The 26,660-nt window shown below is 48.2% G+C and carries 17 protein-coding genes and 5 pseudogenes; 7 read left to right on the top strand and 15 right to left on the bottom strand.

What is annotated here, in order from left to right:
• Positions 1–3 precede the first annotated feature (3 nt).
• Positions 4–1,535: pseudogene (locus tag NQH49_RS23355) on the top strand (IS3 family transposase).
• A gap of 232 nt (positions 1,536–1,767) precedes the next feature.
• Here the strand turns inward: NQH49_RS23355 and NQH49_RS23350 are convergent.
• The 7 genes from NQH49_RS23350 to galB all read right to left on the bottom strand — a co-directional run bounded on the left by NQH49_RS23350 (position 1,768) and on the right by galB (position 10,456).
• Positions 1,768–2,748, bottom strand: coding sequence for a VOC family protein (locus NQH49_RS23350; protein WP_256699188.1), 981 nt, complete (start codon positions 2,746–2,748; stop codon positions 1,768–1,770).
• A 414-nt stretch (positions 2,749–3,162) separates the two neighbouring features.
• Positions 3,163–4,473 carry an MFS transporter gene (locus NQH49_RS23345; RefSeq protein ID WP_256699187.1) on the bottom strand — a complete coding sequence of 437 codons (1,311 nt, stop codon included), beginning with the start codon at positions 4,471–4,473 and terminating at the stop codon, positions 3,163–3,165.
• 381 nt (positions 4,474–4,854) lie between these two features.
• The gene (locus NQH49_RS23340) at positions 4,855–6,657 is read right to left on the bottom strand and encodes a tannase/feruloyl esterase family alpha/beta hydrolase (protein ID WP_256699185.1); all 1,803 of its coding nucleotides are present in this window, start codon (positions 6,655–6,657) and stop codon (positions 4,855–4,857) included.
• A 378-nt stretch (positions 6,658–7,035) separates the two neighbouring features.
• Positions 7,036–7,908 carry a DUF1932 domain-containing protein gene (locus NQH49_RS23335; RefSeq protein WP_256699184.1) on the bottom strand — a complete coding sequence of 291 codons (873 nt, stop codon included), beginning with the start codon at positions 7,906–7,908 and terminating at the stop codon, positions 7,036–7,038.
• Positions 7,909–7,917: 9 nt separating this feature from the next.
• A complete protein-coding gene (locus tag NQH49_RS23330; protein ID WP_256699183.1) occupies positions 7,918–9,000 on the bottom strand; it encodes a 4-oxalomesaconate tautomerase in 1,083 nt (360 codons plus the stop codon).
• A gap of 2 nt (positions 9,001–9,002) precedes the next feature.
• Complete coding sequence (locus NQH49_RS23325) at positions 9,003–9,719, bottom strand: 4-carboxy-4-hydroxy-2-oxoadipate aldolase/oxaloacetate decarboxylase (RefSeq protein ID WP_256699182.1); 717 nt, start codon at positions 9,717–9,719, stop codon at positions 9,003–9,005.
• Positions 9,716–10,456: a 4-oxalmesaconate hydratase gene (gene galB / locus NQH49_RS23320; RefSeq protein ID WP_372340050.1), complete on the bottom strand. Its 741-nt coding sequence runs from the start codon at positions 10,454–10,456 to the stop codon at positions 9,716–9,718. Before galB ends, NQH49_RS23325 begins: the two co-directional genes overlap by 4 nt.
• 127 nt (positions 10,457–10,583) lie before the next feature.
• Here galB and NQH49_RS23315 point away from each other — a divergent pair, with 127 nt between their 5' ends.
• The 3 genes from NQH49_RS23315 to pckA all read left to right on the top strand — a co-directional run bounded on the left by NQH49_RS23315 (position 10,584) and on the right by pckA (position 15,260).
• The gene (locus tag NQH49_RS23315) at positions 10,584–11,810 is read left to right on the top strand and encodes a LysR family transcriptional regulator (RefSeq protein ID WP_256699263.1); all 1,227 of its coding nucleotides are present in this window, start codon (positions 10,584–10,586) and stop codon (positions 11,808–11,810) included.
• A 240-nt stretch (positions 11,811–12,050) separates the two neighbouring features.
• The gene (locus NQH49_RS23310) at positions 12,051–13,430 is read left to right on the top strand and encodes an MFS transporter (protein ID WP_256699181.1); all 1,380 of its coding nucleotides are present in this window, start codon (positions 12,051–12,053) and stop codon (positions 13,428–13,430) included.
• A gap of 177 nt (positions 13,431–13,607) precedes the next feature.
• Entirely contained in the window at positions 13,608–15,260 is a 1,653-nt protein-coding gene (gene pckA, locus NQH49_RS23305) for a phosphoenolpyruvate carboxykinase (ATP) (RefSeq protein ID WP_256699180.1), read from the top strand.
• 739 nt (positions 15,261–15,999) lie between these two features.
• Here the strand turns inward: pckA and NQH49_RS23300 are convergent.
• Positions 16,000–16,179 (bottom strand): annotated as a pseudogene (locus NQH49_RS23300) (integrase core domain-containing protein); the annotation flags it as partial.
• Between NQH49_RS23300 and NQH49_RS23295 the strand changes: the two are divergent.
• Positions 16,175–16,285, top strand: a pseudogene (locus NQH49_RS23295) (IS5/IS1182 family transposase); the annotation flags it as partial. The pseudogenes NQH49_RS23300 and NQH49_RS23295 overlap by 5 nt on opposite strands.
• A 118-nt stretch (positions 16,286–16,403) precedes the next feature.
• On the opposite strand, the gene NQH49_RS23290 reads toward NQH49_RS23295, so the two are convergent.
• The 4 genes from NQH49_RS23290 to NQH49_RS23275 form a co-directional block, all read right to left on the bottom strand.
• Positions 16,404–17,318 carry a LysR family transcriptional regulator gene (locus tag NQH49_RS23290; protein WP_256699179.1) on the bottom strand — a complete coding sequence of 305 codons (915 nt, stop codon included), beginning with the start codon at positions 17,316–17,318 and terminating at the stop codon, positions 16,404–16,406.
• Between the two features lie 139 nt (positions 17,319–17,457).
• Complete coding sequence (locus tag NQH49_RS23285) at positions 17,458–18,798, bottom strand: carbohydrate porin (RefSeq protein WP_256699178.1); 1,341 nt, start codon at positions 18,796–18,798, stop codon at positions 17,458–17,460.
• Between the two features lie 25 nt (positions 18,799–18,823).
• On the bottom strand, positions 18,824–20,101 hold the full coding sequence (gene dctA / locus NQH49_RS23280) for a C4-dicarboxylate transporter DctA (RefSeq protein ID WP_305961347.1): 1,278 nt from the start codon (positions 20,099–20,101) through the stop codon (positions 18,824–18,826).
• 108 nt (positions 20,102–20,209) lie between these two features.
• Positions 20,210–21,118: an amidohydrolase family protein gene (locus NQH49_RS23275; protein WP_256699177.1), complete on the bottom strand. Its 909-nt coding sequence runs from the start codon at positions 21,116–21,118 to the stop codon at positions 20,210–20,212.
• A gap of 725 nt (positions 21,119–21,843) precedes the next feature.
• Here NQH49_RS23275 and NQH49_RS23270 point away from each other — a divergent pair.
• Positions 21,844–22,803, top strand: a pseudogene (locus NQH49_RS23270) (IS3 family transposase); the annotation flags it as partial.
• Positions 22,804–22,945: 142 nt separating this feature from the next.
• Here NQH49_RS23270 and NQH49_RS23265 read toward each other — a convergent pair.
• Together NQH49_RS23265 and NQH49_RS23260 are read right to left on the bottom strand one after the other, a co-directional pair.
• On the bottom strand, positions 22,946–23,422 hold the full coding sequence (locus NQH49_RS23265; protein ID WP_256699176.1) for a DUF1214 domain-containing protein: 477 nt from the start codon (positions 23,420–23,422) through the stop codon (positions 22,946–22,948).
• A 201-nt stretch (positions 23,423–23,623) separates the two neighbouring features.
• Positions 23,624–24,520, bottom strand: a complete 897-nt coding sequence (locus tag NQH49_RS23260) for a LysR family transcriptional regulator (RefSeq protein WP_256699175.1) — start codon at positions 24,518–24,520, stop codon at positions 23,624–23,626.
• A 110-nt stretch (positions 24,521–24,630) separates the two neighbouring features.
• Between NQH49_RS23260 and NQH49_RS23255 the strand changes: the two genes are divergently transcribed.
• The gene (locus NQH49_RS23255; protein WP_256699174.1) at positions 24,631–25,845 is read left to right on the top strand and encodes an MFS transporter; all 1,215 of its coding nucleotides are present in this window, start codon (positions 24,631–24,633) and stop codon (positions 25,843–25,845) included.
• A gap of 272 nt (positions 25,846–26,117) precedes the next feature.
• On the opposite strand, the pseudogene NQH49_RS23250 reads toward NQH49_RS23255, so the two are convergent.
• Positions 26,118–26,366, bottom strand: a pseudogene (locus NQH49_RS23250) (transposase); the annotation flags it as partial.
• Positions 26,367–26,660: the final 294 nt, after the last annotated feature.

Raw genomic sequence — 26,660 nt, 5'->3', positions numbered from 1 at the left:
ATTATGTATTCCGAGGCGGACCGCCTTCGTGCAATCGAGCTGTACTTTAAATACGGCAAAAAAATCGTAGCCGTTGTTGGTGAGCTGGGTTATCCCACAGAACGCCATCTCAGACGCTGGATAGAAGCATGGAACGCAGGTGATGGCACTGTAAAGAGTGTTAAGCGCAAACCACGCTACTCCGCCGCGCAAAAACAGGCTGCTGTTGATCATTATCTCACACACGGGCGATGCCTGGCCTTTACGTGCCGTGAGCTGGGCTATCCCTGCACCGCAGTACTGAACTGCTGGCTGGATGAAATTCTGCCGGGAAAGCGTCGTATCATCACCAGCACCTCCAATCCTGAAGCGCCCTTTACATCAGAGGTTAAGCGTAAAGCCGTAGGCGAACTGTGTACCCATAGCAAACCCGCCCGGGAAATCGCACAGCATGTGGGTGTCAGCCGTCAACTGTTGTATAAGTGGAAGGATGAACTTGTTGGTGACGAGGCCTATCGTTCAATGCGCAAATGCAAAGCAGCATCCGAAACAGAAGATATCGACACGCTGAAAGATGAGCGTGACAGACTCAGGCAGGAAATCCAGCAGTTACAGATGGAGCACGATATCCTGAAGAAAGCGGATGAACTGATAAAAAAAGATCCGGGCATCAGCGCCGGCCCCCTGACAAACAGGGAAAAGACTAAGATCGCTGATGCCCTGAGAGAAACATATTCGCTGCCGGCGCTGCTGAGCAACCTGGAGCTCGCCCGCAGCAGCTATTTTTATCAACGCGCTGCGTTGCAGACCGGTGATAAGCACGCTGATGTTCGTGTTACCCTGGCGGAGCTCTTCCATGCCAACTACCGGTGTTACGGCTACCGCCGCCTGCATGCAATGCTGCGTCATGAAGGTATCAGCCTCTCTGAAAAAGTCGTGCGCAGGCTGATGTCAGAGGAAAAGCTGGTTGTTAGCACAGCCCGTCGCCGCCGATACAGCTCGTACTGCGGAGAAATCGGCCCGGCCCCTGATAACCTTCTTGCGAGGGACTTTAATGCTTAGCTGCCCAATCAGAAGTGGCTGACAATATCACGGAGTTCCATCTGCCTGCAGGCAAAGTGTGGCTGTCACCTGTGGTGGACTGCTTCGACGGTAAAGTGGTGAGCTGGTCGGTAGGCACAAGGCCTGACGCGATGCTGGCCAACAGTATGCTAGAAAACGCGATAGACACGCTGAAACCGCACGAACGTCCGATAATACACAGTGATCGGGGCGGGCATTACCGGTGGCCGGGATGGTTACAGAGAATCTCCACCTCGGGCCTGGTGCGCTCAATGTCGCGCAAAGGCTGCTCTCCGGATAATGCCGCGTGCGAAGGGTTCTTCGGGCTGCTGAAAAACGAGATGTACTACGGTCGCAACTGGTCAGGCGTAACAATAGATGACTTTATGAAGCAGGTAGATGGCTACATCCGCTGGCACAATGGCCATCTGATCAAGCTGTCGCTGGGCGCAGTGAGCCCTGAAACGTACCGGCAAAAACGTGGGCTAATATAATCAATCAGTCCAGGAAATCGTCCGCACCCCCCAGGGTGACATTATCAATAGGGATAGACAGTGATTGAGATGTGATGCGGCTTATGCTGCGGTTTTTACCTTGAACGAAGTTAACCGGCTGAATGTTAATTAGCACATTACCGGCCAGCGGCTGGTCACGCACCTTGCCGCTGAACGCTTACTAAGATAATCAAGCCTTATATTCTTTTTAAAAAAGTCTTTGGTTATGAAATTACTCTTTCATTTCCTTTGGCATCGGTGGTGTGCCGTGCGTATGGAAAGTCTCAATAGTCTTTAATCCCCACGCCTGCCCTTTTTTACGCTCGGTCTCTGTCCATACCACAGTCTGCCAGTCCGGGGCGAGTATCAGGCGAGCGCCGGAGTTTGCCAGCTCAACGCGATTCCCCGCCGGCTCCCAGACGTAAAGGAAAAAGGTCCCCTGAATCGCATGCTTATGCGGGCCCGTCTCAATATGCACGCCGTTTTCAAGAAAGATATCGGCTGCGCGCAGAATATCCTCTCGGGTGTCTGTGGCATAAGTAACGTGGTGCAGACGTGCTCTGCCGCCGCCATGCTCTTCCGTGCATGCCAGGTCATAAGTTTTATTGTTGATGGTGAACCAGCAGCCACCAATCCGGCCATTATCAAGCTGAATCATTTCTGTAACCCGCGAGCCGAGGCAGGTTTCCATAAAGCGTTTAAACTCACTTACGTCCGCTGCAAGCAAATTAAGATGATCGAGGCGGCGAGGACAAGCACCACGTCCATGGTAACGCTGCGCAAGATTTTTCAGTGACGGGCTCTCACCTACTTCAGCCTGATAGCGTACGGTTTCATAATAAATTTCAAAAATATGACCGAAAGGATCGGCAAAGCGGAAGGCGCGACCGTGCCCCTGATCGTCATTCACCCAGCCAATTATTTCATAATCGCTGGCCTCAATGACGGCCACACGTCGCATCAGCGCCGCTTCCGAGCTGGCACGATAAGCAATGTGCCCTACTCCAGTCGTATGATGACGCGTCAGCTTCAGGGTATGAAATTCATAGTCATCCCAGGCACGCAGCCATGCATGCTTTTCATCCTGCGCCGAGACGGTAAGGCCATAGACATTGACGAAGAAATTAAGGCTCTCTTCAAATTTGTCAGTGTAAATCTCGACATGTGCCAAATGGGCAATATCATGACAGGGTTCCGTCATTTGATTTGTCATAAGGACCTCCTTTCTTGTGTAGGCGTACCAATGTTCTCTGTTTAATTAAGAGGTAAGTTATCCTCCTTTCACCCAACAAGAGAGTTGGTTTTACCTTTGCAGGTATGAGTTTCTTTTATAATGTGACAGCGGTAACACGACAGGCTGGGTAAAGAAGCGACAACCCCACGTTTATATACGCAAACAGGTTGCATGATCACAGGGGTCAGTCGAAAGGAATTTTACATAACCGAAACAGATTAACGTGCAATGGGCGCTGCGGTTCCCCGGCTTGTCACGCAACTGATGGTTGCGTCTCAACGTCACCGAGCGCCCCTGTCAGTTTACAGGTGTAGTGCGCTGTATAAGCCGCACCCGTTTCACCATTCACTGCGCTAAAAATGTTTTGCTGACGAGAATTAAAAAGAATTCGCTTTAATTAACTTCAGCGAGATTAATGCCCGTTGTATTTGGCAGGCACAGAGCGGCAATGATCCCTATACAATAAGAAGCAATCGCCAGACTTCCCATTGCATATCCTAAATGAACCTGACTCGAGACAATACCTACCAGTGCAGGCATTAGCGAACCGAAGCCGCGTCCAAAACTGGCGCAAAATCCTGCCCCACTACCGCGAATGTGTGTAGGATATAATTCAGAAAAGGCGGGGGTTAAACCTGAAGCCAAACCACCCTGTAATGCCCCGAGAAAAAAACCCAATCCAAGCGTCATATTCAGACTGACGTTAGCAAACATATAAATACTGACAACAATCATTTGACACAACAGAAACAGAATAATAGTTTTCCATCGGCCAAACTTATCGCTTAAGCGGCCATAGAGAAAGGGGCCTATCAGCGAACCCAAAATATTTATTGCTAAATAGCCTGACATTGATACTACCGGCAATCCCAGTTCCATACGCAGATAGGTTGGCAACCAGGTAATCATTATATAAGCACCACCAAATATTCCGCTGGCCAATAAAGTTGCGGTCACGGTAATACGCCGGTGCTTTGCCTGAAAGATCTCCGTTATCTTTTTAGGTTGTTTATTTTGCGGCGTATTTGAAAAAACGGGTGACTCCGGCACTAAGCGACGAATAAACCACACCAGAACAGCCGGAACAATGCCGATAAGGAAAAATAATTTCCAGGCAATTTCTTGCGGGAAAAAACTCAGTAACACCGGCAGTACGGCCAATGAAATGGCATAACCCAGTGCGTATCCGCTCTGAATTGATGCTCCAACACGACCACGATAACTCGCTCGGATCACTTCGCTGATTAAGACACCACCAACGACAACTTCGCCGCCGTAGCCAAGGCCCTGTAAAAAACGTACGATCAGAAACTGCCAGAACTCGCCACACAGTGCTGTCAGTGCTGTAAAGCAGGCCACCCATAAAACCGTTAACTGCATGACGCGAATACGCCCCCAGCGATCGGCCAGCATGCCAGCGCTCCAGCCCCCTAAAGCACTACCTATTAAGGATGCCGATCCTAATATTCCAGCTTCGGATTTAGTCAGTATTGCCAGACTTAATAATATTGGCATGACTAGCGAATAAATAGTGCTATCCATCGAGTCGAGAGTAAACCCGCCCAGACAGGCCCACCAGGTTTTCTTTTCATTTCTGGTGAGTTCACCGTACCATCCTGTTTTCATTTTCCACCCGCCGTTGGCTACAAAAAAAATAGCTCGCCACCTTTTCAGGTGGCGCTCATTATTATCGTTTAACGACATACAGAACTAGGTTAAAACAAGGATTAATAACAGCACCTTTATAGTTTTTTGTGATCGCTGCCGCGGTAAAATTACAATACAAAAATAGCACTCGCTCCATTAAAAAAGATAAATTAAAAAGCCAATCACTAATATTTATCCAGCCATGAGTTTTATTTATAAAAAATCAACACCCCTATTTACTCGCTATAGACACGATCTTCTTTTATCCTTATAAATATTAATTAAAAGTAGTTATTTTTTTACAACCAACATGCTTATAAAAGCGTCAATTCAATAAATCAAAAAAACCTGAATTAATAGACACCGTCAAATCTCTAACGCTCTAAAATAAAAAACGCCGCAATCGCGACGCTTTTTATATTTACATTTTAACTGATTTTAATTACTAAATTGATAAGGCTGATAAAAATGCGATCCTGCCCAATCGTAATGCTTGTTGATTACAGGTAACGTTTTCGGCACATAGGACTCCTCCTGCATTACATTATCTTTGCCATTCCATACCGCATATTGCGGGTAAGGATAAACAGGACGCGATGCTGCCTTAGACGGGATGGTTTCAAGTTTCATATCTGGACGTTCCATCACTGGAGGTTTTCCTCCCTGCATCGGGCTGGCTTTCAAAGGCAGCTTACCATCCGCGCCGACAGGCTGACCAAAGCTGTTTTTCTGCTGCGGTGAGGCCTGCCAGGTAATGACAGCGTCAGGTGCCTGGCCCTTTTCCACCCAGTTCATCACGGGCGTCAGGAAATCGACCAGACTCGGGCCTTCTCCATTCGAACAATGGTAAACACCGGGCAGCAAATACAGACGTTCAAAGGCCTGGCGCTGTGATGTGCCCATCTCTTTGCCCAGCGCATTGTGGTATGCAATTGAATTGAGAGGAGAAATATGCGGATCGGCCCAGCCGTGCCAGATGATCAGCTTGCCGCCTGCCTTAGCGAACGCGCGCAAATCAGGATTGGTGGCATCATAGAGGCTGTGCAACTTACTGAGCTCATCGAAAGTTTTTTGATCAAATTTCAGCTCATTAAGTGTAAAAGACGGTGCCGGGTTAGTGACAAAATTAACGTAACGCAGCGAAGAGAGCGAAATCATTGAGCTCATCACTGGCTGGCTCTTTTCTTCAGGAATAAACACGCCCTGCCAGGCAAGTTCAGAGCCATACTGCGGCCCGCCGACAATCAATTTACGACCGGTTATTGCATCGCGTGGCCCGTCGTAGAGTTTCTTCAGCGCGGTGAGTTGTACATTGCTTAAGCATTTACCGTCCTGCTGACCCGCTTTACAGCGAAGCACATCCAGGTTGGGATGACAGGCTTCCGGCGCGGCAATCAGGCCATCTTTCTGTCCGTCGAGCGCATCACACTGATTCAGCACAGCCTGATGTATCAACGGCAGGTCTTTTGACGTCAGTAGTGCGTTGCCGTCTTTGTCACGGTTGCTGACTACCTGCCAGGCATGATACATCGCGTTCTGCACCTGGAAATTCATGGCTGCCGCACCCGCAATGATGCCGTTGAAATCATGCGGGAAACGCTGCGCTTCCATCAGCGCTTCGCGCCCACCGTCGGAGCAGCCGTTGAAGTAAGCAAATGCTGCCGGTTTTTGATAGAACGCGGCGATGAGTTTTTTAGCGGCCAGCGCAGTCAAATGTTGTCCCCGCCATGCAAAATCGCTGCGTTTCTGGCTGTCATTTCCCCAGTCCGCTTCCTCTTCACGATGCCCCATATTTGTTGCCGCCACAGCAAAGCCGTTACTGTTGAGCGGTGCGCACCCTGCCGCTGCGCCGGGCTGCAACGTAATGGAGCCACATAAGCCCCCACAGCCTACCTGCATATATCGTTGATTCCAGCTGTCTGCGGGTAATAAAAGACGAAAACTAATTTCCGGAGCCAGCGTCCCTTCTACTTTGCACCACTGAGCATTGTTCAGTTTGATAACCGAGGTGGTATTAACCTGACTGCCTTTACCACCGATCTCTGTCAGGTCAGTAGATTTCAGGCTGTCACAGCTGACCGCGGGTTTCATCATTGCCAGATTGGCTGAATGTGCTTCCGGCAATATTAAAAAAACGGCCAGCAGTGACAGCAACTGCAGACCGTAAAAAAGCTTGTTCTTCATAAGGTTCCCTGAGGTAATACCGTGTGTGGCAAGTATAAATTTATTGCATATTTTCACTGCGAAATCTTTTCGTGGAGAAAGTCAGCATTTAGATAAGCAGCGTAAGGAAATATGTTTTACCTGGTTCAACGGTGAAGTAGTAGGCGCAGGCCGTATGGTGCGAATGATTCATTGCTGGCCGAGCTGGTGGCGCAAATAGCACCCCGTTACCGTGTTAATCACGCTACGCAAAGGTGCTAACTGAAGCCGGCACCTTTTTTACCGCCAGTCTTTCCACATTCTCAGCAAAAGCTCGGTTGTTATGGCCTTTAGCGCATGAGCAGACAGAAGAAGAGTTAATGAATAAAGCGGCTTTTATTCATCTTCTCTGCAATGAAAATCTGAGGCCGGGTTTTAAGCAACGACTCAGTAGCTTGTAGGCGCTCTCATGATCAATTACCTCAAACGATCTAACGCTTCCTGCCAGACGAATGGCGTAAAATCACTGTAGCGTACGCACTGCTCCGCCATTCTTGCCGGCAATCCGGCCTGCACCTGCTGTGTCGCCTGACTCATTACCCCCGCCACGCCGACATCCTGCAAGGTTTTCACCACTTCGCCCATCTCTTCCGCGCGCCTGACGCCATGTTCCGCAACCCGGCTGATAAGATAATGCGGCAATTGATCGTTCCATCCCAGCGACGGGAAACTGGCATGCAGAGAGGCTAAAACGGCTTCTTCTACACCATACTGCCGCGCCGCGCTGAGACATTCGGTGGTTAAGGCTTCCAGACCTTTAATCATTACGCTGCGACACATCTTGATCGCCGACACGTCACCAATATGCTCACTGGCAGCGCGCGCGTTGCAACCCAGCGCATTTAACGTGTCCGCAGCGAGAGAAGCTGCAAACCCGCCAATCAGCAGCGGTGTAGCAAGCCGCTTTGGCGGCACCGGTGCCATGACCGCAACATCCAGATACGATCCTGCCCCTGTTGCTATTACCTCAGCGGCGGCACGCTTGGTTTCCGGTGCAACGGAATTAAAGTCCAGAAAAATCTGGCCGGCACGCAGCAGCGGCGCTGCATGTTTTGCGACGTCCAGCGCGCTGGATGCTGTTACCAGGGAAAACACTAAATCTGCGCCGTCCAGCGCCTCATTCAGTGAACCTGCTGGTTGAACGGCGATTTGCCCAGCCAGCCCGCGCAAAAGCTCAGCGTGCTGGCTGAGAAACTTTTTGTCCCAGACACGCACGTTTGCAATACCCGCTAAATCCTGAGCATATACCTGTCCGGCTTCACCAAAACCAATAATCGCAATACCTGTCATGTGTATTCCTCAGTTGCCTGACCAGAGTGTTCCCGGAATGGCTACTCGACCCTCAAATAGCAGGCGTGCCGTGCGAATCAGTCCGCTATTGATAACGTTGCCCGCCGCATCACGCGTCAGCATTACGCTGAACTCGCCAGTGGGATGTTCAACAGCCAGTCTCTGTTCATGGGCAGTGCTGACCTCAGCAAGCCCTTCCGTAACAGAGCCGGGGATCAGACAGGCGGTTGCCACGCTCACCGCGCCTAATACGCCAATGGATGCATGACAGCGGTGCGGAATAAAGGTACGTGTAGTCAGGGCACCGCCTTGTTCCGGAGCGGCAATCAGCGTCATTTTTGGCACCGTACGCTGTGCCACATCGCCAAGGTTCATTCGTGGACCAGCCTGCAGGCGGATCGACTCCAGCCGCGTTTTCAGCTCGTCGTCATTGTCCAACTGTTCGCGCGTTTCCAGCCCGCTTCGTTGCAGATCGGCTGCGCGTAACAACACCACAGGCATGCCATTATCAATACAGGTCACATCAATTCCGTCAAAGCTGTCGCGTGCATTCCCCGTCGGCAGCAACGCACCACAGCTGGAGCCAGCAATATCCTGGAAATTCAGTATCTGCTCAGCTGCGTAACCCGGCACACCGTCAATCTGCGCATCGCCTTCATATTCCACTGCTCCCTCAGGCGTGGCGATACATGCTTCTGCGATTTGCCCGGTGTTCACCATAAAAATGCGCACCCGTGTGACCTCTCCCTGCGCCGCCACCAGCCCTTTTTCAATTGCGAACGGCCCGACCGCAGCGAGAATGTTGCCGCAGTTTTGCCCGTAATCTACTACGGCTTTATTCACGTTAACCTGCGCGAACAGGTAATCAACATCCGCGTCGGGACGCGTTGAGGCTGAAACAATCGCAACTTTGCTGGTCAGCGGATCGGCTCCGCCGATACCATCAATCTGACGCGTGTCGGGTGAACCCATGACGGCCAGTAACACGCGATCGCGCATGGCGTTATCGGTGGGCAGATCTGATGCCAGAAAGCAGGCCGCTTTAGAGGTGCCGCCACGCATCAGGACGCAAGGGAGTAAGGTCTGTTTCATCGTCAGCCCTTCTTCAGTTCATCAAGGGAATTCACATAGCGCAGCCCTTTCTCAGCTAACGCTGGCCGCATCTGATAAATATCAAGACCCAACTCACCGGCGGCGAGTCGCTGACGTTTGCCTTCTTCCGCATCAACGCGTTTTTGTGCCGCAGCACTAACTGCCTCAGCCTGCTCACGCGGCACAATGACCACGCCATCATCATCGGCCACCACGATGTCGCCCGGACTGACCAGTTGCCCGGCACAGACGACCGGCACATTTACCGAGCCTAATGTCTCTTTCACCGTACCCTGCGCATAAACAGCTCGCGACCAGACGGGAAAATTCATGTCTCGCAACGTCTGGCTGTCACGGATACCGATATCGCCAACCAGAGCGACCACACCACGCGCCTGCAATGACGTTGCCAGCAAATCGCCAAAAAAGCCGTCGTGGCACTCAGAAGTAGGCGCTACCAGTAATATGTCGCCCGGCTGACACTGTTCTACTGCAACGTGGAACATCCAGTTATCGCCAGGTGAGACCAGCACTGTCACAGCGCTACCCGCGACAGTGCGGTTTTGCTGAACCGGGCGCACACGAACATCAAGCAGGCCACTTCGTCCCTGCGCTTCATGCGTAGTCGCCACGCCATAGCGTGCAAATTGTGCGACCAGCTCGGACTCGGCGCGCTCAATATTTATCACGACTACGCCTTTTTTATTCACCAGACTCATGACAAATCCTCCGTTACGCGAGGGAACAGACTCTGATAGCCCTCGCCGTGGCTAATCACTTTAGATGAGGTGATCCCTACGTTACGCTTAGCCTGTACACCACGTTGTAATGCTACGCGCGTATAGTATTCCCAGAGGTGCTCCTGCCCCGCCATGCACTGGATGGCGGCATATTTTTTATCCCAGACCGACGTAATATCCAGGAGAACATCGGGTTTCCAATCGCACTGCTCCGGCTGGTGTGGCTCAAAGCAGTAAACCGGAGGTGCACCGATAATGGTTTCACCGGGACGATAACCTTCGGCCTGCGCAATGATGCGGGCTTCCTGAGTCAGGTTAGCGGCCAACGGATGGTCGTAGTTATAAGGGTCATTCACTGAATGAGTCAGAACAAAGTGCGGTTGGACTTTACGGAACACGTCTGCAAGGCGGAATAGCGTTTCTTTATCTGCACGTAGTGGATAATCGCCAAGATCAAAGAATTCAATGCTTGCCCCGAGGATTTTGGCCGCAGCTTCGGCTTCTTCTTGTCGACTCTGCTTCACGATTGCTTCAGTCATATTACCTTTGCGCCACAACTTTGCTGATTCGCCGCGCTCACCATAGGAAAGGCATACCACATGCACGTCGTAACCCTGAGAGGCATGCAACGCAATCGCGCCACCTGCACGCCAGACGAAATCAGCGGAGTGGGCACTAACGACTAAGGCACTCTTTTTTGCGATCTTTTCCATCATGTCATCCTACGTTTTGCTGTTTTTTTCATCCTGCCATGCAGGTCAACGCGCGGATAATGCCTTTCATTGCGCCAGATATGACTTTTATTTATGTTGTGATTCAGACCTCAAACTACCGGCGAAAAAAATGAAAAAGGCTCATGAAAAAAATGAATTAAAAATCATGCAAATACGCGCATTTTGCATGATTGCAGATCGCGGCACAGTCTCGGAAGCAGCGAACAAATTATTTCGTACCCAGTCGGCAATCACCCGCTCAATCCGTGATCTTGAACACACTTTAGCCACGCCGCTGTTCGAGCGTCATGCAAGCGGCATGATGCTGACAGAAACGGGAAAGTGTGTTCTGCCGCGTGCCATACGTGCTGTACAGGAGTTACATTTGATTCCGTCGGTGCTCAGTAAACTTAAACAGCGCGACAGTGGGCGCGAAGAAGCAGAACCGATCTGGCTGTTTAACCTGCGCCGCCTGCAAATCTTTTTGGCGCTGCACCGCCTTCATCACACACAAAGCGTGGCAACGTCACTGGGTATCAGTCAGCCCGCCGTTAGTGCAGCATTAAAAGTGCTGGAAAAGGGAGCGGGATTAACGCTGTTTCAGCGTACGCCAAAAGGCATGATGCCTACATCCGCCGGGCGCGAAATAGCGCCTTTTATCAGTCGCGCACTGAATGAAATACGGCATATTCCTGAAGATCTCGCGGCACACCAGGGCGTGCTGACCGGCACCGTGCATGTGGGTGCACTGCCGCTGTGCCGCAGCAGTGTATTGCCTCTGGCAATTGCTCAGCTGGTAACGCGTTACCCCGGTATAAAAGTGGTGACTAATGAAAGTGCCTTTAGCGCGCTGGTAACGGAAATGCGTGCTGGCGATATTGATTTCATTCTCGGCGCACTGCGTCAAAACGATGCCGTACCAGATATTCATAATCAGGTTTTATTCGATGAGGAGCTTATTTTACTGGCGCGACCACAGCATCTGCTGGCTGGGCGTACACTGACGCCAGACGATTTGACACAGACGCAATGGATTCTGCCGCGTGATAACACGCCCGCGCGTCATTTGTTAGATCGCGCCTTTCAGGCGTTAGGCATGCCCGCGCCACAGCCGGTTGTGGAAAGTGGAGATTTGGCGATAGTGCGTGGATTACTGCTTCATTCAGATATGGTAGCCGCCGTCTCTTCGCATCAGCTTGAGTATGAGTTACGCGCCGGCATTCTTACGCCGCTGACGCTTAATCTACCTGATACGCGTCGTGAAATTGGTTTAACTTTCCGTCAGGGTGCGCTGCACTCACCTGCGACAAAAGCCCTGTTGAGCTGCATCAATGAGACGCTATCTGACACAGCCTAAACGAAATTCATATCATAGCTGAACATATCCGACGTCAGAACTGGCTTCCAAAGCACTCTGGCGCTGTTCATGGCATTTTTAGACAATGTTAATCGCATCACAATATAAACCTTACTCATACCTCTAAAAGCCTTTTTTGACAGACAGAATCATTCACCACGCTTAACGTGTTGCTGGATTGTTACCCTTTCTCTTACCACAACGACAGCTGCCTCAGGTAGCACAGAAGAGAGCGTACCCATGACAGCAAATAACCTTGTCAATGTGAAAGCGTGGATTGATGCGCGGCCCGTCTCGTCCTTTCAGTGGCGCGTACTGGTGCTGTGCCTGATTATCATTATGTTTGACGGCTATGACGCTGCCGTAATGGGCTTTATTGCCCCGGCGCTGATTGAACACTGGGGTATCAGCCGCTCAGCAATGGGGCCGATTCTAGGTGCGGCAATGTTTGGCGTGGCTCTGGGTGCACTGATTGCCGGGCCAATGTCCGATCGCTATGGCCGTAAGCGGGTCATTTTAATGTCGGTGCTGATCTTCTCCGCTTTCAGCCTGGCCTGTGCGTATGCCACTTCGCCCACACAAATGGCCCTGTTGCGCTTTATTGCCGGATTAGGATTAGGCGCAGTGATGCCGAATTGCGTTACTCTATTGTCAGAGTACATGCCCGAGCGTCGTAAAGGGATCATGATCACGTTGATGTTCAGCGGTTTTAACATTGGTTCTGGGCTGGGTGGATTTATCGCCGCCGGGCTACTGGCTCATTATCAGTGGCCTGCCGTGCTGATTTTCGGTGGTGCGCTGCCGCTGATGATGCTGCCGGTTATTGCCTGGCTGTTACCGGAATCGGCGCTAAATCTGGTGGTACGCAAGGCACCGCGTGAGCAAATTGCCGCGCTGCTGAACCGAATGGGCGGAAATTTCACTGATGAGAGTGCCTTTATCCTTAACTCTCCCAGCATTAAGCGCAACAGCACCATTGCAGAGTTGTTTCGTCACGGCTTTGCACGCGGCACCATCATTCTCTGGCTGACCTATTTTATGGGGCTGTTCGTCATTTATCTGCTGAATGGCTGGCTGCCAACCATCATGCGTTCCGGCGGTATTTCACTGGAGCAAGCCGCCATTATTGCCGGTTTGTTCCAGCTTGGTGGTCCGGTGGGAGGCATCATTGTTGGTACGCTGATGGATAAACTGCGCGCGAAATGGGTTATTGGCGTGGTGTATTTAATCGGCTGTGTATGTCTGATTACGCAAGGCATATTTGGGCTGAGTGGCGTGGCGCTGGGTGTGATTATTTTTATCACCGGCATGTGCATTAACGGCGCGCAAAATGGGCTGCAGGTTTACTCGCCTGCATACTACCCAACCGAGATCCGCGCGACGGGCGTAAGCTGGATGCACGGTATTGGTCGTATTGGCGCAATCCTCAGCTCATCACTGGGTGGTCTGTTGATGGGGGCTTTCCCGGGCCAGTCAGCCATCTTTTTTATTCTTGCCCTGCCCGCGCTGCTTGCCGCGATCAGCATCGTTTTTCATCGCAATATTCAACTATCCATGAAGGTAAAAGGCGCAGGGCTTGGTGAAATTCCGGCACTGTCGCAAACGTTGAATAACCGATAAGTGAAGTCGATCTTATGGCTCAGCTTATTCGTGGAATTAAGGTTTCTCATAGTCTGGTCATCGGATTTCTCGTTAATCGAGCAAGTAGCGAATAGATCGGCAAAGATTGATAGGACGTGATTCTTCTGTTTAAAAAAATCTTAGTAAGACGTCATCTATATATGGGACAGAAATTATATGAATATTCAGCAAGCTGTTGAAAAAACACTTTTATCAGTTGGGATAAATAAAACTGCAGAAGTGATTTATAACCCTGATTATGATCTCCTCGTAGAGCATGAGACTTCAGCAGAACTGGAAGGATACGAGCGTGGAGTAATGACCACTTCCAGCGCAGTTGCTGTGGACACTGGCGAATTCACTGGACGCTCGCCTAAAGATAAATATATCGTCCTGGATGATACTACCCGCGATAGCCTGTGGTGGGCTAACTCTGGAACGGGGCGTAATGACAATAAGCCGCTGTCACCTGAAGTCTGGGCAGAACTCAAATCGCTCGTCGCCTCTCAACTTTCAGGCAAAAAACTGTATGTAATTGATGCGTGGTGCGGGGCGAGTGCTGCTACGCGACTGGCTGTGCGCTTTGTTACCGAAGTTGCCTGGCAGGCCCATTTCGTAAAAAATATGTTTATTACTCCTGATGCAGAAGAAATTGAGCAGTTTACCCCCGATTTCATGGTAATGAACGGTTCCAAATGTACCAATGCAAACTGGCAGGCTCAGGGCCTCAACTCCGAAAACTTTGTCGCTTTTAACCTGTCAGAGAAGATCCAGTTAATTGGCGGCACTTGGTACGGCGGAGAAATGAAAAAAGGCCTTTTCTCCGTTATGAATTACCTTCTTCCTCAACGTGGCATTGCATCAATGCACTGTTCTGCCAACCGAGGTGTCAATGACGATGTAGCCCTTTTCTTTGGTCTGTCAGGAACGGGTAAAACGACGTTATCTACCGATCCCGAACGTCAGCTTATCGGTGATGATGAGCATGGTTGGGATGATGAGGGAATCTTCAATTTCGAAGGTGGCTGCTATGCAAAAACGATTAATTTAAGCGAGCAAGCTGAGCCTGAAATTTATAAAGCCATTCGTCACGAAGCATTACTGGAAAATGTTGTTGTAAGAGAAGACGGCAGCGTGGACTACGCTGATGGTCGTAAAACGGAAAATACGCGCGTCTCCTATCCACTTTCGCACATTGACAATATTGTCCATCCGGTTTCACGCGCAGGCCACCCGGCGCACATCATCTTTTTGACGGCTGATGCGTTCGGCGTATTACCCCCGGTATCGCGTCTGAACCGCGAGCAAATGCAGTACCATTTCCTTTCCGGCTTCACCTCAAAACTGGCGGGTACAGAAAGAGGTATTACCCATCCGACTCCAACGTTCTCAGCCTGTTATGGCGCTGCCTTTCTGCTGCTTCATCCGACACAATATGCCAGCGTGCTTGAAGCCAGAATGGCTGACACCAGCGCACAAGCTTGGCTGGTTAACACGGGCTGGAACAGCAAAGGCGAACGTTTATCTCTCACCAACACCCGCAACATTATCAGTGCCATCCTTAACGGTTCTGTCAGCAATACTCTTTATAAAGAAATTCCTGTCTTTAATCTTTCTGTACCAGACAACATACCAGGCGTTGATAATAACCTGCTCGATCCGCGAAATAACTGGGACTCGGAAAAGGAATGGCTGGGAGCAGCCAAGAAGCTGGCGCAGCTCTTTGTTGATAACTTTCAGCAATACAGCACCACAGAAGCAGGCAAACTGCTGGCTTTTGCAGGGCCTGAATTAAACGAGAAAAGACCAAAAACGCTTTGCCCGGAATGATGTCAGTTACGCTCAAGCCACACGAAGGGTGGCTTGATTATTATGTTTTATGCATAACCAATAGTGGCTTCCCAACGGCACTTTCTTGCTGCGAGTTTTATCTAAACTTCATTATCTAATCTGCTTATATTGTGGGTCGCCACAATATAAAAATCCCCGCCTCATCCATTCCACGGCTATATCAGGCTCTTTTGGCACCAGACGGTTGAAGCCTATATCGATTGCCGCTAACTGCTCGGAGTTCACTCATACCATAAAAGTATAATTTCCATGAATACTTTCTTTTAAGGTATCAAAAATGAATTTTTGCGTTTGGCTTAACTTTACCGCAGGTGCATGTTAACGTACCTTTTACTCTGGGATGTCTAATCCTGCTCACTAACCGGCCCTGCCTGCTGGGCTGCGCATTTAAGAGTATATTCACTGTGGCGATGGCTACTCTCTATTTATGCTTATTTTTTAGTTGCGATAAGGCTTTTGCTGATCCGTTAATTTCCTCGTGAAGAAAGCCAGTTGCAGCAATATTTTGTTCAGGCTTTACCGCTCCATTCTGTTGTTGCAGCCCTTCCAGCCACTGTGCTATCTGAGTATACGCCTGGCGAGTCGCGGAAGATTCGCTGTTACTCTGTTTTTAAGTAACGGTATCCTGACCCCGAATATGATCCAGGCATAATCAGGAATAACCGGCTTCTGACCCTGACCCCGAATATGATCCAGACATAATCAGGAATAACCGGCTTCAGATTGGTTGCTTATTCTGGCAACCGGTAGATTTTTCGGCGAATTCGGATGGGGTCATCCAGCCCAGCGCAGAATGGGGACGACTCTGGTTATAGTGTATGCGCCAGGCCTCGATTTTGCATCGTGCATTCTCCAGAGACATGAACCAGTTCTCGTTCAGGCACTCCTGCCGCAGCCTGACGCTGCGTGACTACAATGCGCAGGATGGTGAAGCTATGACCATGCTCCATGCCTTAAACAAAATGACGCGTGATGGGATGCCTGAGAGTGTGCATATCGCCTGAAAGCCGGATCTGTTACAGAGAAATTCACCTGGAATCTGATTTATTCCACAAAGCCAATCAGACAATCAAACAATCAAACACGGTTTACCGTTAAACTCATCTGGTTAACTTATTATAATCACGAAGAAATTATCAGTTCTTTAATTAATTCAATAGTCGATTTTTGCAACATGGTGTGCGGACGACGCGTGCTAGTCGCCAGTGAAAGCCTTGCAAACAAACCCTTCTCACCAATTCGTCTTAATTGCACATCATTTGATTGTGCAAAATTAACGATGGCATTTTTTGGAAGAATTGCATTGCCCAAACCATGCCTGACAAGTTCCAGAATGGTGCTAACACCATCAATATCTACCGCATAATGAGGAGAGAGTTTGTGCGCGCCCATCGCTTCTTCCAGAAGCTGGCGGAAAGCATGTTGCCGGCTGGGCATGACTAATGGAATTGTTGCAAGTTCTGCTAATGTTACCACTTCCTTTGCTGAAGGATTAACCCGCTCAATCAGAAACAATTCTTCTTCATGAAACTGCACAGCATCAATATCGGGTGATGGCTGATTATGATACAAAACGGCAATATCCAGTCGGCCCTTGATGAGTAGCTCTTGAATTTGATTACTGAGACCTTCTGAAACCGAAATCGTGGCGCCGTTCATGGAGGAATTGAAGGTGGTAACCAGTGGTAGTGTGAGAAATCGCGCTAAGGTAGGGGGTAACCCTACAGCAATACTTTCATGCCTTGTACCCCGCAGATGTTCAAGATCACTGCGAGCACGGTCAACCTGATGCAGAATCCCCCGAGCATGCTCAAGCAGCATCGTTCCACCTTCGGTACAATATACGCCTCGACCATTGCGTATTAGTAGGCTCTGCCCCAGCTCAACCTCTAACTGGCGAATCTGGCGGCTCAAGGCGGGTTGTGCCACACCAAGCGTAATTGAAGCGCGCGTAAAACTACCTAACTCAGACACACATATGAAGTATTCAAGCTGCTTAATGTCCAAATTAGATACCCACACTTTTAATGATTTCATTTGTATCCTAAATGTCTGGGATAAATAAGTAAACACATAATCGTAGCCAGTGCATTCAAAAGAAAACAGTAATTTATACCGATACGAAAATTGCCGGATGATTAAACTATTTTAGATAATCAGAAATAAGTTTTATAAGTTAAAATGAGAGATTGACCTGAGTACCAAAAACCCATGCATCTTTTATTACGTTAACACCGCCCGGGTTTGCAATAAGCTGAATGTCAGGACTGATTGAAAACCACGGTGTAATTTTAGCACTATAGCGGAGTTCAGCTGAATATTCCGTACTGCGCACAGGTTGATAGGAAGGATTATCATAACCGTTCAGCCCTTTGAGGTTATTAGCAATGTCGGCACGCTGGGCCAGCCTTTGATTAACATGCATTTTATTGAGACCAAAGCTAATGTAATCTCTCGGTCGAGAAGCAAAGAGACCTTTATAAACTGCCCCAACCTGAGCCTGATAATCCATGGTCGAGGTGTATTTATCATTAGCAGAAAAATGTATAAAAAGCGTCAACCCACGACTAATATCATTACCTACATCGCTAACTTGTTGCATCAGATAGAAATAGCCACCATAACGACCGTCATGTATTTTTTCCGGATTTTTCGAAACTATATAGACATGACCCTCACTGTCATTCAGAACATCAGCAGCGTTGACCGTGTTATACCAACCGCCTAGTTTAAGACTGCCGGGCAGTTTTTTATCACCCAGGGAGATGAGATGGCCTAACTCCGCAACATACATGTTGCCAGTCCTGCCACTTAGGTTCATTTTGAAACTGCCTTCACGAGTAAGGTATGAAGGATTATATAGGAATGCTCCAAATTGTGCATAATTTGATTTATCAAAATTAATTTTGATCCGGGTTCCGTACTGACTTACCGGAGTATTATACCAGACACCAGATCCATGGCCAGCAAGCGAGCCGCATAAGGAGAGATTCTGGAAAAAACAGCCGTTATTATCGAAATCTTCACCGATAGCCATACGGCCGATTTTAAAGTCCATAAAATTATTGAAAATTTTCTGCTGATACCAAAGTTGCCCAATATGCCATATTTGCCCCCTCCCATAATTACTTTGCGCACCTGAACCAATAACCGGCGCACGCGAGTCCTGAATTCTGTCAACGGTGATATCACGTCCATTGCGATCATTGATCGACACTACAAACTGAGCATCACTTATTCCTGCTATTTTTTTTAAGTCCAGCTTTGCGCCAAATGTGTATTGGTCACTATAACGTGCGGTTTTATCACGATCATAACCGCCTGAAATATTCGACGTTACTATGGATGAGTAATCAACTGAGAAATCATAGCCCATCTGGGAGAATTCGGTTCTGTATCCTTGCCAGTCGCCAGTAAGATATTTACCATTACTTGCTAACCAATCTTCTGCATTTGAATATGTAGGAATAAGAATAATAGCGATAAGGATTTTTTTATAGTTAAAAATGGGAGTCATGGTGGCTACCTATTATAATTTATAATCATGCCAACTCTTGCTTAACATTTTTTATTTCATTGTTTAATTTTTTATAATCAAGTTCTTTTTCCCACGCTGAAACCACCATACAGGCGACGCCATTACCGACTAAATTCGTCATAGCAAGGCCAGTGCCCATAAATCTGTGAATGCCCAAGATTAATACCATGCCCTGAACCGGAACAATGGGCACAACCAGCAAGGTACTGGTTAGCATGATAAATGCCGCCCCAGCTACACCTGCAGCACCTTTGGAAGTCAGCATACCAACACCAATGATAATAAGCTGGTCGGTCAGACTTAAATCAATATTCATTGCCTGAGATATAAATACTACTGCCATGGTGAGATAAAGATTGGTGCCATCAAGATTAAATGAGTAACCCGTGGGTATCACCAGACCAACAATTGTTTTTGAGCAACCCAGTTTCTCCATTTTCATAAGCATTTGTGGCAGCACGACTTCAGTCGAACTGGTGCCAAGTACTACAAGTAACTCATCTTTGATATAATTAAGAAACTTTAGAATACTGACGTTGAATAGTCGGCAAACCAAGCCAAGCACAACTAATACAAAGAATATACAAACCAGATAAAAACCACCCACTAACTTAGCTAATGGTCCAAGCGATCCAGCACCATATTGTCCAACCGTGAAGGCAATTGCGCCGAATGCCCCAATTGAAGAAAATCGTGTGATCATGTTGACAATTTTGAAAAAGACCTGTGAGAATGCATCAATGATGTTGAATACAGGGCGACCAGCGTCTCCAATAGCACTCAGAGCCCAGCCAAAGAGAACAGCCAGAAATAGAACACTCAATATATTCCCACCGACAAATGCACTGACGACTGTGTCAGGAATAATATGCATAAAAAAACTACTAAGATCGAGATGTTCGCCTTTGTCAAGATACCCCTGTATTTGTGAGGAATCCAGACTGTCGGGGTTAACGTTGAATCCTTCTCCGGGGTTTAAGAGATGACCTCCAAACAAACCTATAATAAGGGAAAGCGTTGATATAACCTCAAAATAGAGAAGCGCTTTGCCGCCAACGCGCCCTACTTTCTTCATATCTTGCATTCCGGCAATGCCAGTGACAATCGAACAAAATATTACAACGGCGATCATCATTTTTATAAGTTTAATGAATGCATCACCCAAAGGGGCCATTTTTACAGCAATCGCTGGCCAAAAATGTCCTAAAATCACTCCGAGCAGAATACCTATAAAAACCTCGAAATAGATCGTTCTGTAAAACGGTTTTTTAATGTTATTCATGATGTACTCACTTGTAGGGTTTTAATATTTAAATAAATATAATTTAACATTCTAAAAAGGCGCCCTTTTCTTTGCGCCAGATTTTTTATAATTATTAGAGTGTGTCATTCATTTATCCCAATATAATCCTGAGGGGTTTTTTACCAGCAACTTTTCCTGAAGTGCAACTGTAGTTGCAATTAATGGGATAAAATCAACCAGTAAACCATCATCAGGCATATGGTCTTTCAGATTCGGGTGCGGCCAGTCAGTTCCCCACAATACCCGGTCCGGGAAATTTTCAACAATATACTTTGCGAAAGGCACCACATCTTTATAGGGTGCCAGCTCTCCATTTAACGCAGCCGGTCCGGTCAGGCTCAATCTCTCAGGGCAGGTTACTTTACACCACATGTTTTCATGCTCACGTAACATTCTGACTAAAAGCTGAAATTCTTCGCCATCCACAGGTTTCGAGACATCGGGACGCCCCATATGATCAACAACCACTTTAGTAGGAATTGCATCAAAGAAGTCCCATAAATCAGGTAGGTCGGCAGCTTCAAAATAGATCACTACATGCCAGCCTAAAGGTGCAATGCGGTGAGCAATTTCAAGTAGTTCATCTTTGGGTGTAAAATCGACCAATCGCTTGAGGAAATTAAAACGCACACCACGAACACCCGCGTCATGTAAATTTTTTAATTCTTTATCGCTGATATTTCGCTTCACTGTAGCCACGCCGCGGGCCAGCTCACCTGCACTTTTTAAAGCGTCCACCAGCGCACTGTTATCATCTCCATGGCACGTTGCCTGAACGATAACATTTCGTGAAACGCCTAATCTGTCGCGAAGAGCAAAAAGTTGTTTTTTTGAGGCATCACAAGGCGTGTATTTACGTTCCGATGAATAGGGAAATACTTCGCCAGGGCCAAAAACATGGCAGTGAGCATCAACCGTCCCCTCTGGTAAAACGAAGTGCGGTACTGAAGGAGCCTGATGAAAATCAAGCCAGCCAGGCGTTTTATTATATTTCATGTTGTACTCCATATAAATATAAAAGCAGGATAAATAATTATTTGAGTAGACTTAGTTTTCAATCAACACATTCGTGCCCAGCGTTTCCCATTCAAGTCCTGAAGCAGTATTTATAATCCCTGAAAAATTATTCAATAACTTATCTACCAATCATCTCTTACTTGCCCTCAACTAGTCGCATGGGTGTATAAAAAATCAATCTTTTTTTAATTTCCCCCTGACGTTATAAATACGTCGTGACCTTCTATCTGACGTTATAAATACGTCGTGACCTTCTATTTTTTAATCATCCCAAGAGAAATGCGTCTGCGCTACGGGGATGAACATCTAACAGATATGCCGTTATGGTATTTCGTGATGAATGACAAACTTCGTTGGCTTTTGAATGGTTTTGGAAGCACTTATTTCAATAATGTAATCGATTACACCTTCATAGGTAAAACTAAATATTATTGTTTATCATTCGGTTATCGTAATATTGACTCTAAAGATCACAGTTTTCAACTTAGCCTTAGCTTTGTTGAATAAGGGGTCATATACCCGATTATTACGGTGTCGAACGTAGCCCTGAAGTTGAGAAACACAGCACCTCTGTTGACCTGCCACCAGGATTAGATACAACCTTCAGTTAGTAATGTCAGATGATTGTAGGTATCCCGCTTAACCGGCCCATTCACTTTTAGAGATCTTCCGACATACTGATTATGTCACCTGTGGAGATCGCTATGCGTAAGATCCGATTCACCGAGCACCAGATCATCGCCGTTCTGAAGTCTGTCGAAGCCGGGCGCACCGTCAAAGATGTGTGCCGCGAAGCCGCTATTTCCGAAGCCAGCTACTACAACTGGAAGGCGAAATATGGCGGGATGGAAGCCGCTGATATCAAAAAAATCAAAGATCTTGAGGACGAGAATCGTCGTCTGAAGCAGATTTTTCCGATCTGAGTCTGGAATGCCGGGCGCTGAAGGACGTTATTGAAAAAAAGCTCTAAAACCAGCGATAAAGCGGGAGCTTGTCAGCTATCTGACTGCACAATTTTCCATGAGCATCCGCCAGGCATGCAGGACAGTATCGCTGAGCAGGACGGTGTATTTTTATGAGCCCGATACCCGGCGTGATGAACCGGTGATCCTGGCGCTGACTGAACTGGCAGATCGCTATCCGCGATACGGATTTAAGAAGCTTTTTCAGGTACTTCGCAGGAGGGTAACGCCTGGAATCATAAGCGTGTTCACCGGATTTACTGCCTGCTGAAACTCAATTTTCGCCGCAAGGGGAAACAACGTCTTCCGGTGCGCAATCCGGCTCCGCTGGCAACGCCGGAAGCACTCAACCAGAGCTGGTCGATTGATTTTATGCACGACGCGCTGACATGTGGCCGACGTTTTCGGACTTTCAACGTCGTGGATGATTTTAACCGTGAGGCTCTGGCCATAGAAATTGACCTGAATATCCCGGCGCAGCGGGTTGTGCGGGTGCTGGACAGGATAGTGGCAAACCGTGGATATCCGCTGAAGATGCGGATGGATAATGACCCGGAGCTGATATCACTGGCTCTGGCACAATGGGCTGAGGACCATGGCGTGATGCTGGAATTTATCAAGCCAGGCAAACCGACACAGAATGCCTTTATCGAACGCTTTAACCGGACGTACCGGACAGAAATCCTGGATTTTTATCTGTTCACAGCCAACAAAGACTAAACAGTGTTGCCAGGCAGCTCAACGAGAGGCCAAGAAAAACGCTAGACGATGAATCACCCGCAGAGCGTTTTAACTAATGTGTTGCATCCATCGGTTGAACTCACAGCCAAAAGCGGACATTAATTCACTTACTCACCACCTGAGGTAATTTCCAGCTTCCGTTCATCACCGAATCTTTAGGCTGGTAGAGCCTGAACATCAGATAAAAATTATGCTCAGGAGCAGGCAACCAGTTGGCATCGGCATCAGAGGGTTTTGCATGCGAGATTATCAACTTCAGGGTGCCATCTTTACCCTTAACAAGGCCTTTAGTATCAGAGCCAATCTTGTAGCGGTTCAGCGCGTTATCAACCAGCATTTTGCTGTCAGCATCGTACATGGTGATGGACCAGAAAGCGTTAACCGGCGGTTCTGAATCGAGCGTCAGCGTATAGCTGTTGGCTCCGTCCAGCGTTTCCCCTTTGCTGTCATTGTAGCGAATCGGATATACGGCTTCTTTCTCGCCCTGGCCTCCCAGATATGGGCCCGAAACCAGCGATCGGAGAGGGTAGTTATAGCCAAAATCATCCAGCCCTTTAACATAGCTCCAGCCCTGCCGCACTTCTGAGGTGCTGACATGTAGTGGTTTACTGAATTTGGCCAGCTGAATAGAGGTGATATCATCACCTCATAGTCAAAACAGGTGACATTATGACCGAACGTAAAAGACGCAATAAGTGTTTTGCATCAATCGGTTGAACTGATAGCACGAAGCTGACGCGTTAGGAAAGTACGATTTGAGCGAAATTGGCACACCCTTTTATCAGCTATTTGCATAGGATTTCGCTAATTCATGCGCGATAACATCGATCAGCTTTGTTACCCGACGAGGCTGAACGGGAGCTGGCGAGTAAACGAAATGCAATGCAGTTGGTGAAAGGGCATAGGCAGCCAAAACTTCGACAAGCCTGCCACAAGCAAGGTCAGCCTCAACATCCCAGATGGACTTTTTACACAGCCCATGTCCCTGCAATGCCCACTGTTTGATTAACTGGCCATTGTTGGTTGTCCGCTGTCCGTTAACTGAGATGGCATAGGGTGCTCCATGGTTTTGAAATGACCAAATACGCTCGATTCCCTGCGTAAAGCGCATCATGATGCATTCGTGATTTAAAAGATCATCGGGGTGTAATGGAATGCCTTTACGGTTCAAATAATCGGGGGATCCACAAATCAAACGACGATTTTCCCCAATCGGTTTGGCCTTGAGTGTGGTGTTAGAAAATATTCCATAACGTATGGCGAAATCGACTCCCTGGCTTACCAGATCAACAAAACTGTCAGTCAGGTTGAGATCAATGGTGACATCCGGATGACTTGCAAGGAACCGATCGAGAATCGGCACAATACGAGTCTGCCCTAAATCGACAGGCGCGGTGATCTTGATTGGGCCCGATATTATTTGTGTTCCAGATTTGATGCGGCTTTCAAGTTCATCGGCCTCGGCCAGTAGCCGACGTGCTCCAATTGCGAAAATGCGTCCTTCTTCTGTAAGGCTTAACGAGCGAGTGGTTCGCGTCAGAAATGTCGCCTTGTAATAAGATTCCAACGCCATCAGACGCTCAGACACCGAGGCCGGAGAAAGCCCAAGCTCACGTCCAGCCGCTGACAGGGTGCCCTTTTCTACAATCATGAGGAACAACTTCAAATTTTCTAGCATTATTCGGAAATCCCGAAAGATACATTCGTTATTGCAGCACTTATCAATGATTCCCGCAAGGTCTACACTCATCCTCCTTCAGAAAAAATTGAATAAGATTGGGACATCATTTGACGACACAAACGACGCTGCACCCTGACACTGCGCCAGAAATGGCAAGCTTAAAGCCTTCCACTGTCATCCTGTTTGCTTTTGCCTGCGGAGCTACTACCGCGAATGTTTATTACTCACAATCAATCGCCGGATTGATTGCAAGTAGTATGCATCTCCCGGCGAGTCTCGCGGGGCTGATTGTCACCACCACCCAGCTTGGCTATGGCATGGGTCTGTTTTTTCTGGTTTGCCTGGCCGATTTGATTGAGAACCGTCGGTTAGTATTGATGACAACCGCGGGTACTATACTTAGCCTGATTGGCGTAGCGGTCAGTTCTGGTCCCGCAGCGTTGGTGGTCACTTCGTTTTCGCTTGGAGTTTGTACAGTAGGCAGTCAGGTCCTGGTGCCGCTTGCGGTTCATCTTTCGCCGGAGCGTAAACGTGGAAAAATTATCGGCAATATCATGTTCGGATTGGTCTCTGGCATTATGCTGTCTCGCCCCTTAGCGAGTTTTTTGGCAGGCTATTGGGGATGGCGATCCATCTTTGTCTTCTCAGCGGCTTTGATGCTCGGTACCTTCGTGCTAATGATGCGCGCGTTACCGCAATGGCATCCCCAATCGAAGCGAAATTATTGGGCTACGCTGCGGTCAATGCTTAACTTACTGATAACTTCCAGAACTCTGCAAAGCCGGGCGGCCTATCAGGGTACGATGTTCGGCATATTTAATATGTTTTGGACTGCCGCTCCTCCCATGCTACATCTGCGTTTTGGTCTCGCCCAAGCGGGAATTGCTGCCTTTGCGCTGGCGGGAGCGGCAGGGGCACTTTCAGCTCCCGTGGCAGGTAAAGTTGCAGACCGCGGGGGAGCAAAAATCGGCACCGGTATAGTGATCGGTTGCGCGGGTATTGCGCTACTGATGAGTGGCTGGGGGCACGCGGAAGATTCATTGATGATTTTGGTCTTTGCCGCGATAATTCTCGATGCCGCAACACAGGCGAATCAGGTCTTTGGCCAGCGTGCCATCCAAAGTCTGGATACCGGGGCGCGGGGAAGGCTAAATGCGGCTTATATGGCCGTGATTTTCATTTGTGGTGCAGTGGGTTCGGCGCTGGGTTCATTTACTTTTTATCATGGCGGTTGGAGTGCGATCGCTGTGGTCGGAGCATGTTTGGCAATGGCAATTCTGCTGGTCTTTATGACTGAACTGCTCACAAATAAATCTGCATAAATCTTGTCTCTGCTATTGTCAGCATGCTGATTTTCTGTAAAAGCGCAGTGTACTGTTCCTGACAGTAGGGCGTAGCTGCAAATGAATGAAAAGCCCGCCGGATTTACTGCTGGCATTTCAGTAAGACAAAAGGGAGCCGGTAAATTAATGACTGCGCCTGCGTTTGCAGCATATGCGCGCTATTTTTGTCAGTAAATTTTCATCAAGTCTTCCATCAAAGACGCAGCCACTTCTTTAAGGATAGCGTTGCGTCGACCCGTTGAACTCACAGCGGCTTTTTTTAATATGTCCCGTTCGTCGGGAACCCGCTTCAGCTCTTTCTGGAGACGGCGGATCTCGGCCTGAGCATCTGACTGTTCTTTATTAGTGGAAGAATCCGGAACGTACTTCTTTATCCAGGCGTAAAGGCTGTGGGTGGTGATATCGAGACGTGTTGCAACGCTGGAAACAGAATGACCACGATCAACAACCTGTTTGACTGCTTCAATTTTAAACTCTTCGGGATAACGCTTACCGCTCATGGGCACCTCTCTTTAAGCCATCTTAAATGACTCTGAGGTGTCTGTTAAACCTGTGGCGATTCAGCCCTGAATCATGATATTACCTGGTGAGCCATTTCTCATTTTCTCACCTACTCAAGTATGCCGCCGATGTGGTTAAAACCAGAATTTCGTTCAAACCTAACGCTTTGCATATCTGCCAAAATCATGCACTTTTCTCTCCGTTTTCTAATTCTATGCTAACAGCAATGTTTTAAGACGTGACAGTGTTACGTCCGATGTGCAATAACGTTTTTACCCTAAATAATCAGATCC

Origin of the sequence: Pantoea trifolii, assembly GCF_024506435.1 — a bacterium.
GTDB lineage: Bacteria > Pseudomonadota > Gammaproteobacteria > Enterobacterales > Enterobacteriaceae > Pantoea > Pantoea trifolii.
The sequence above is the reverse complement of the archived record's forward strand: the minus strand, read 5'-3'. Positions and strand labels throughout refer to the sequence as shown.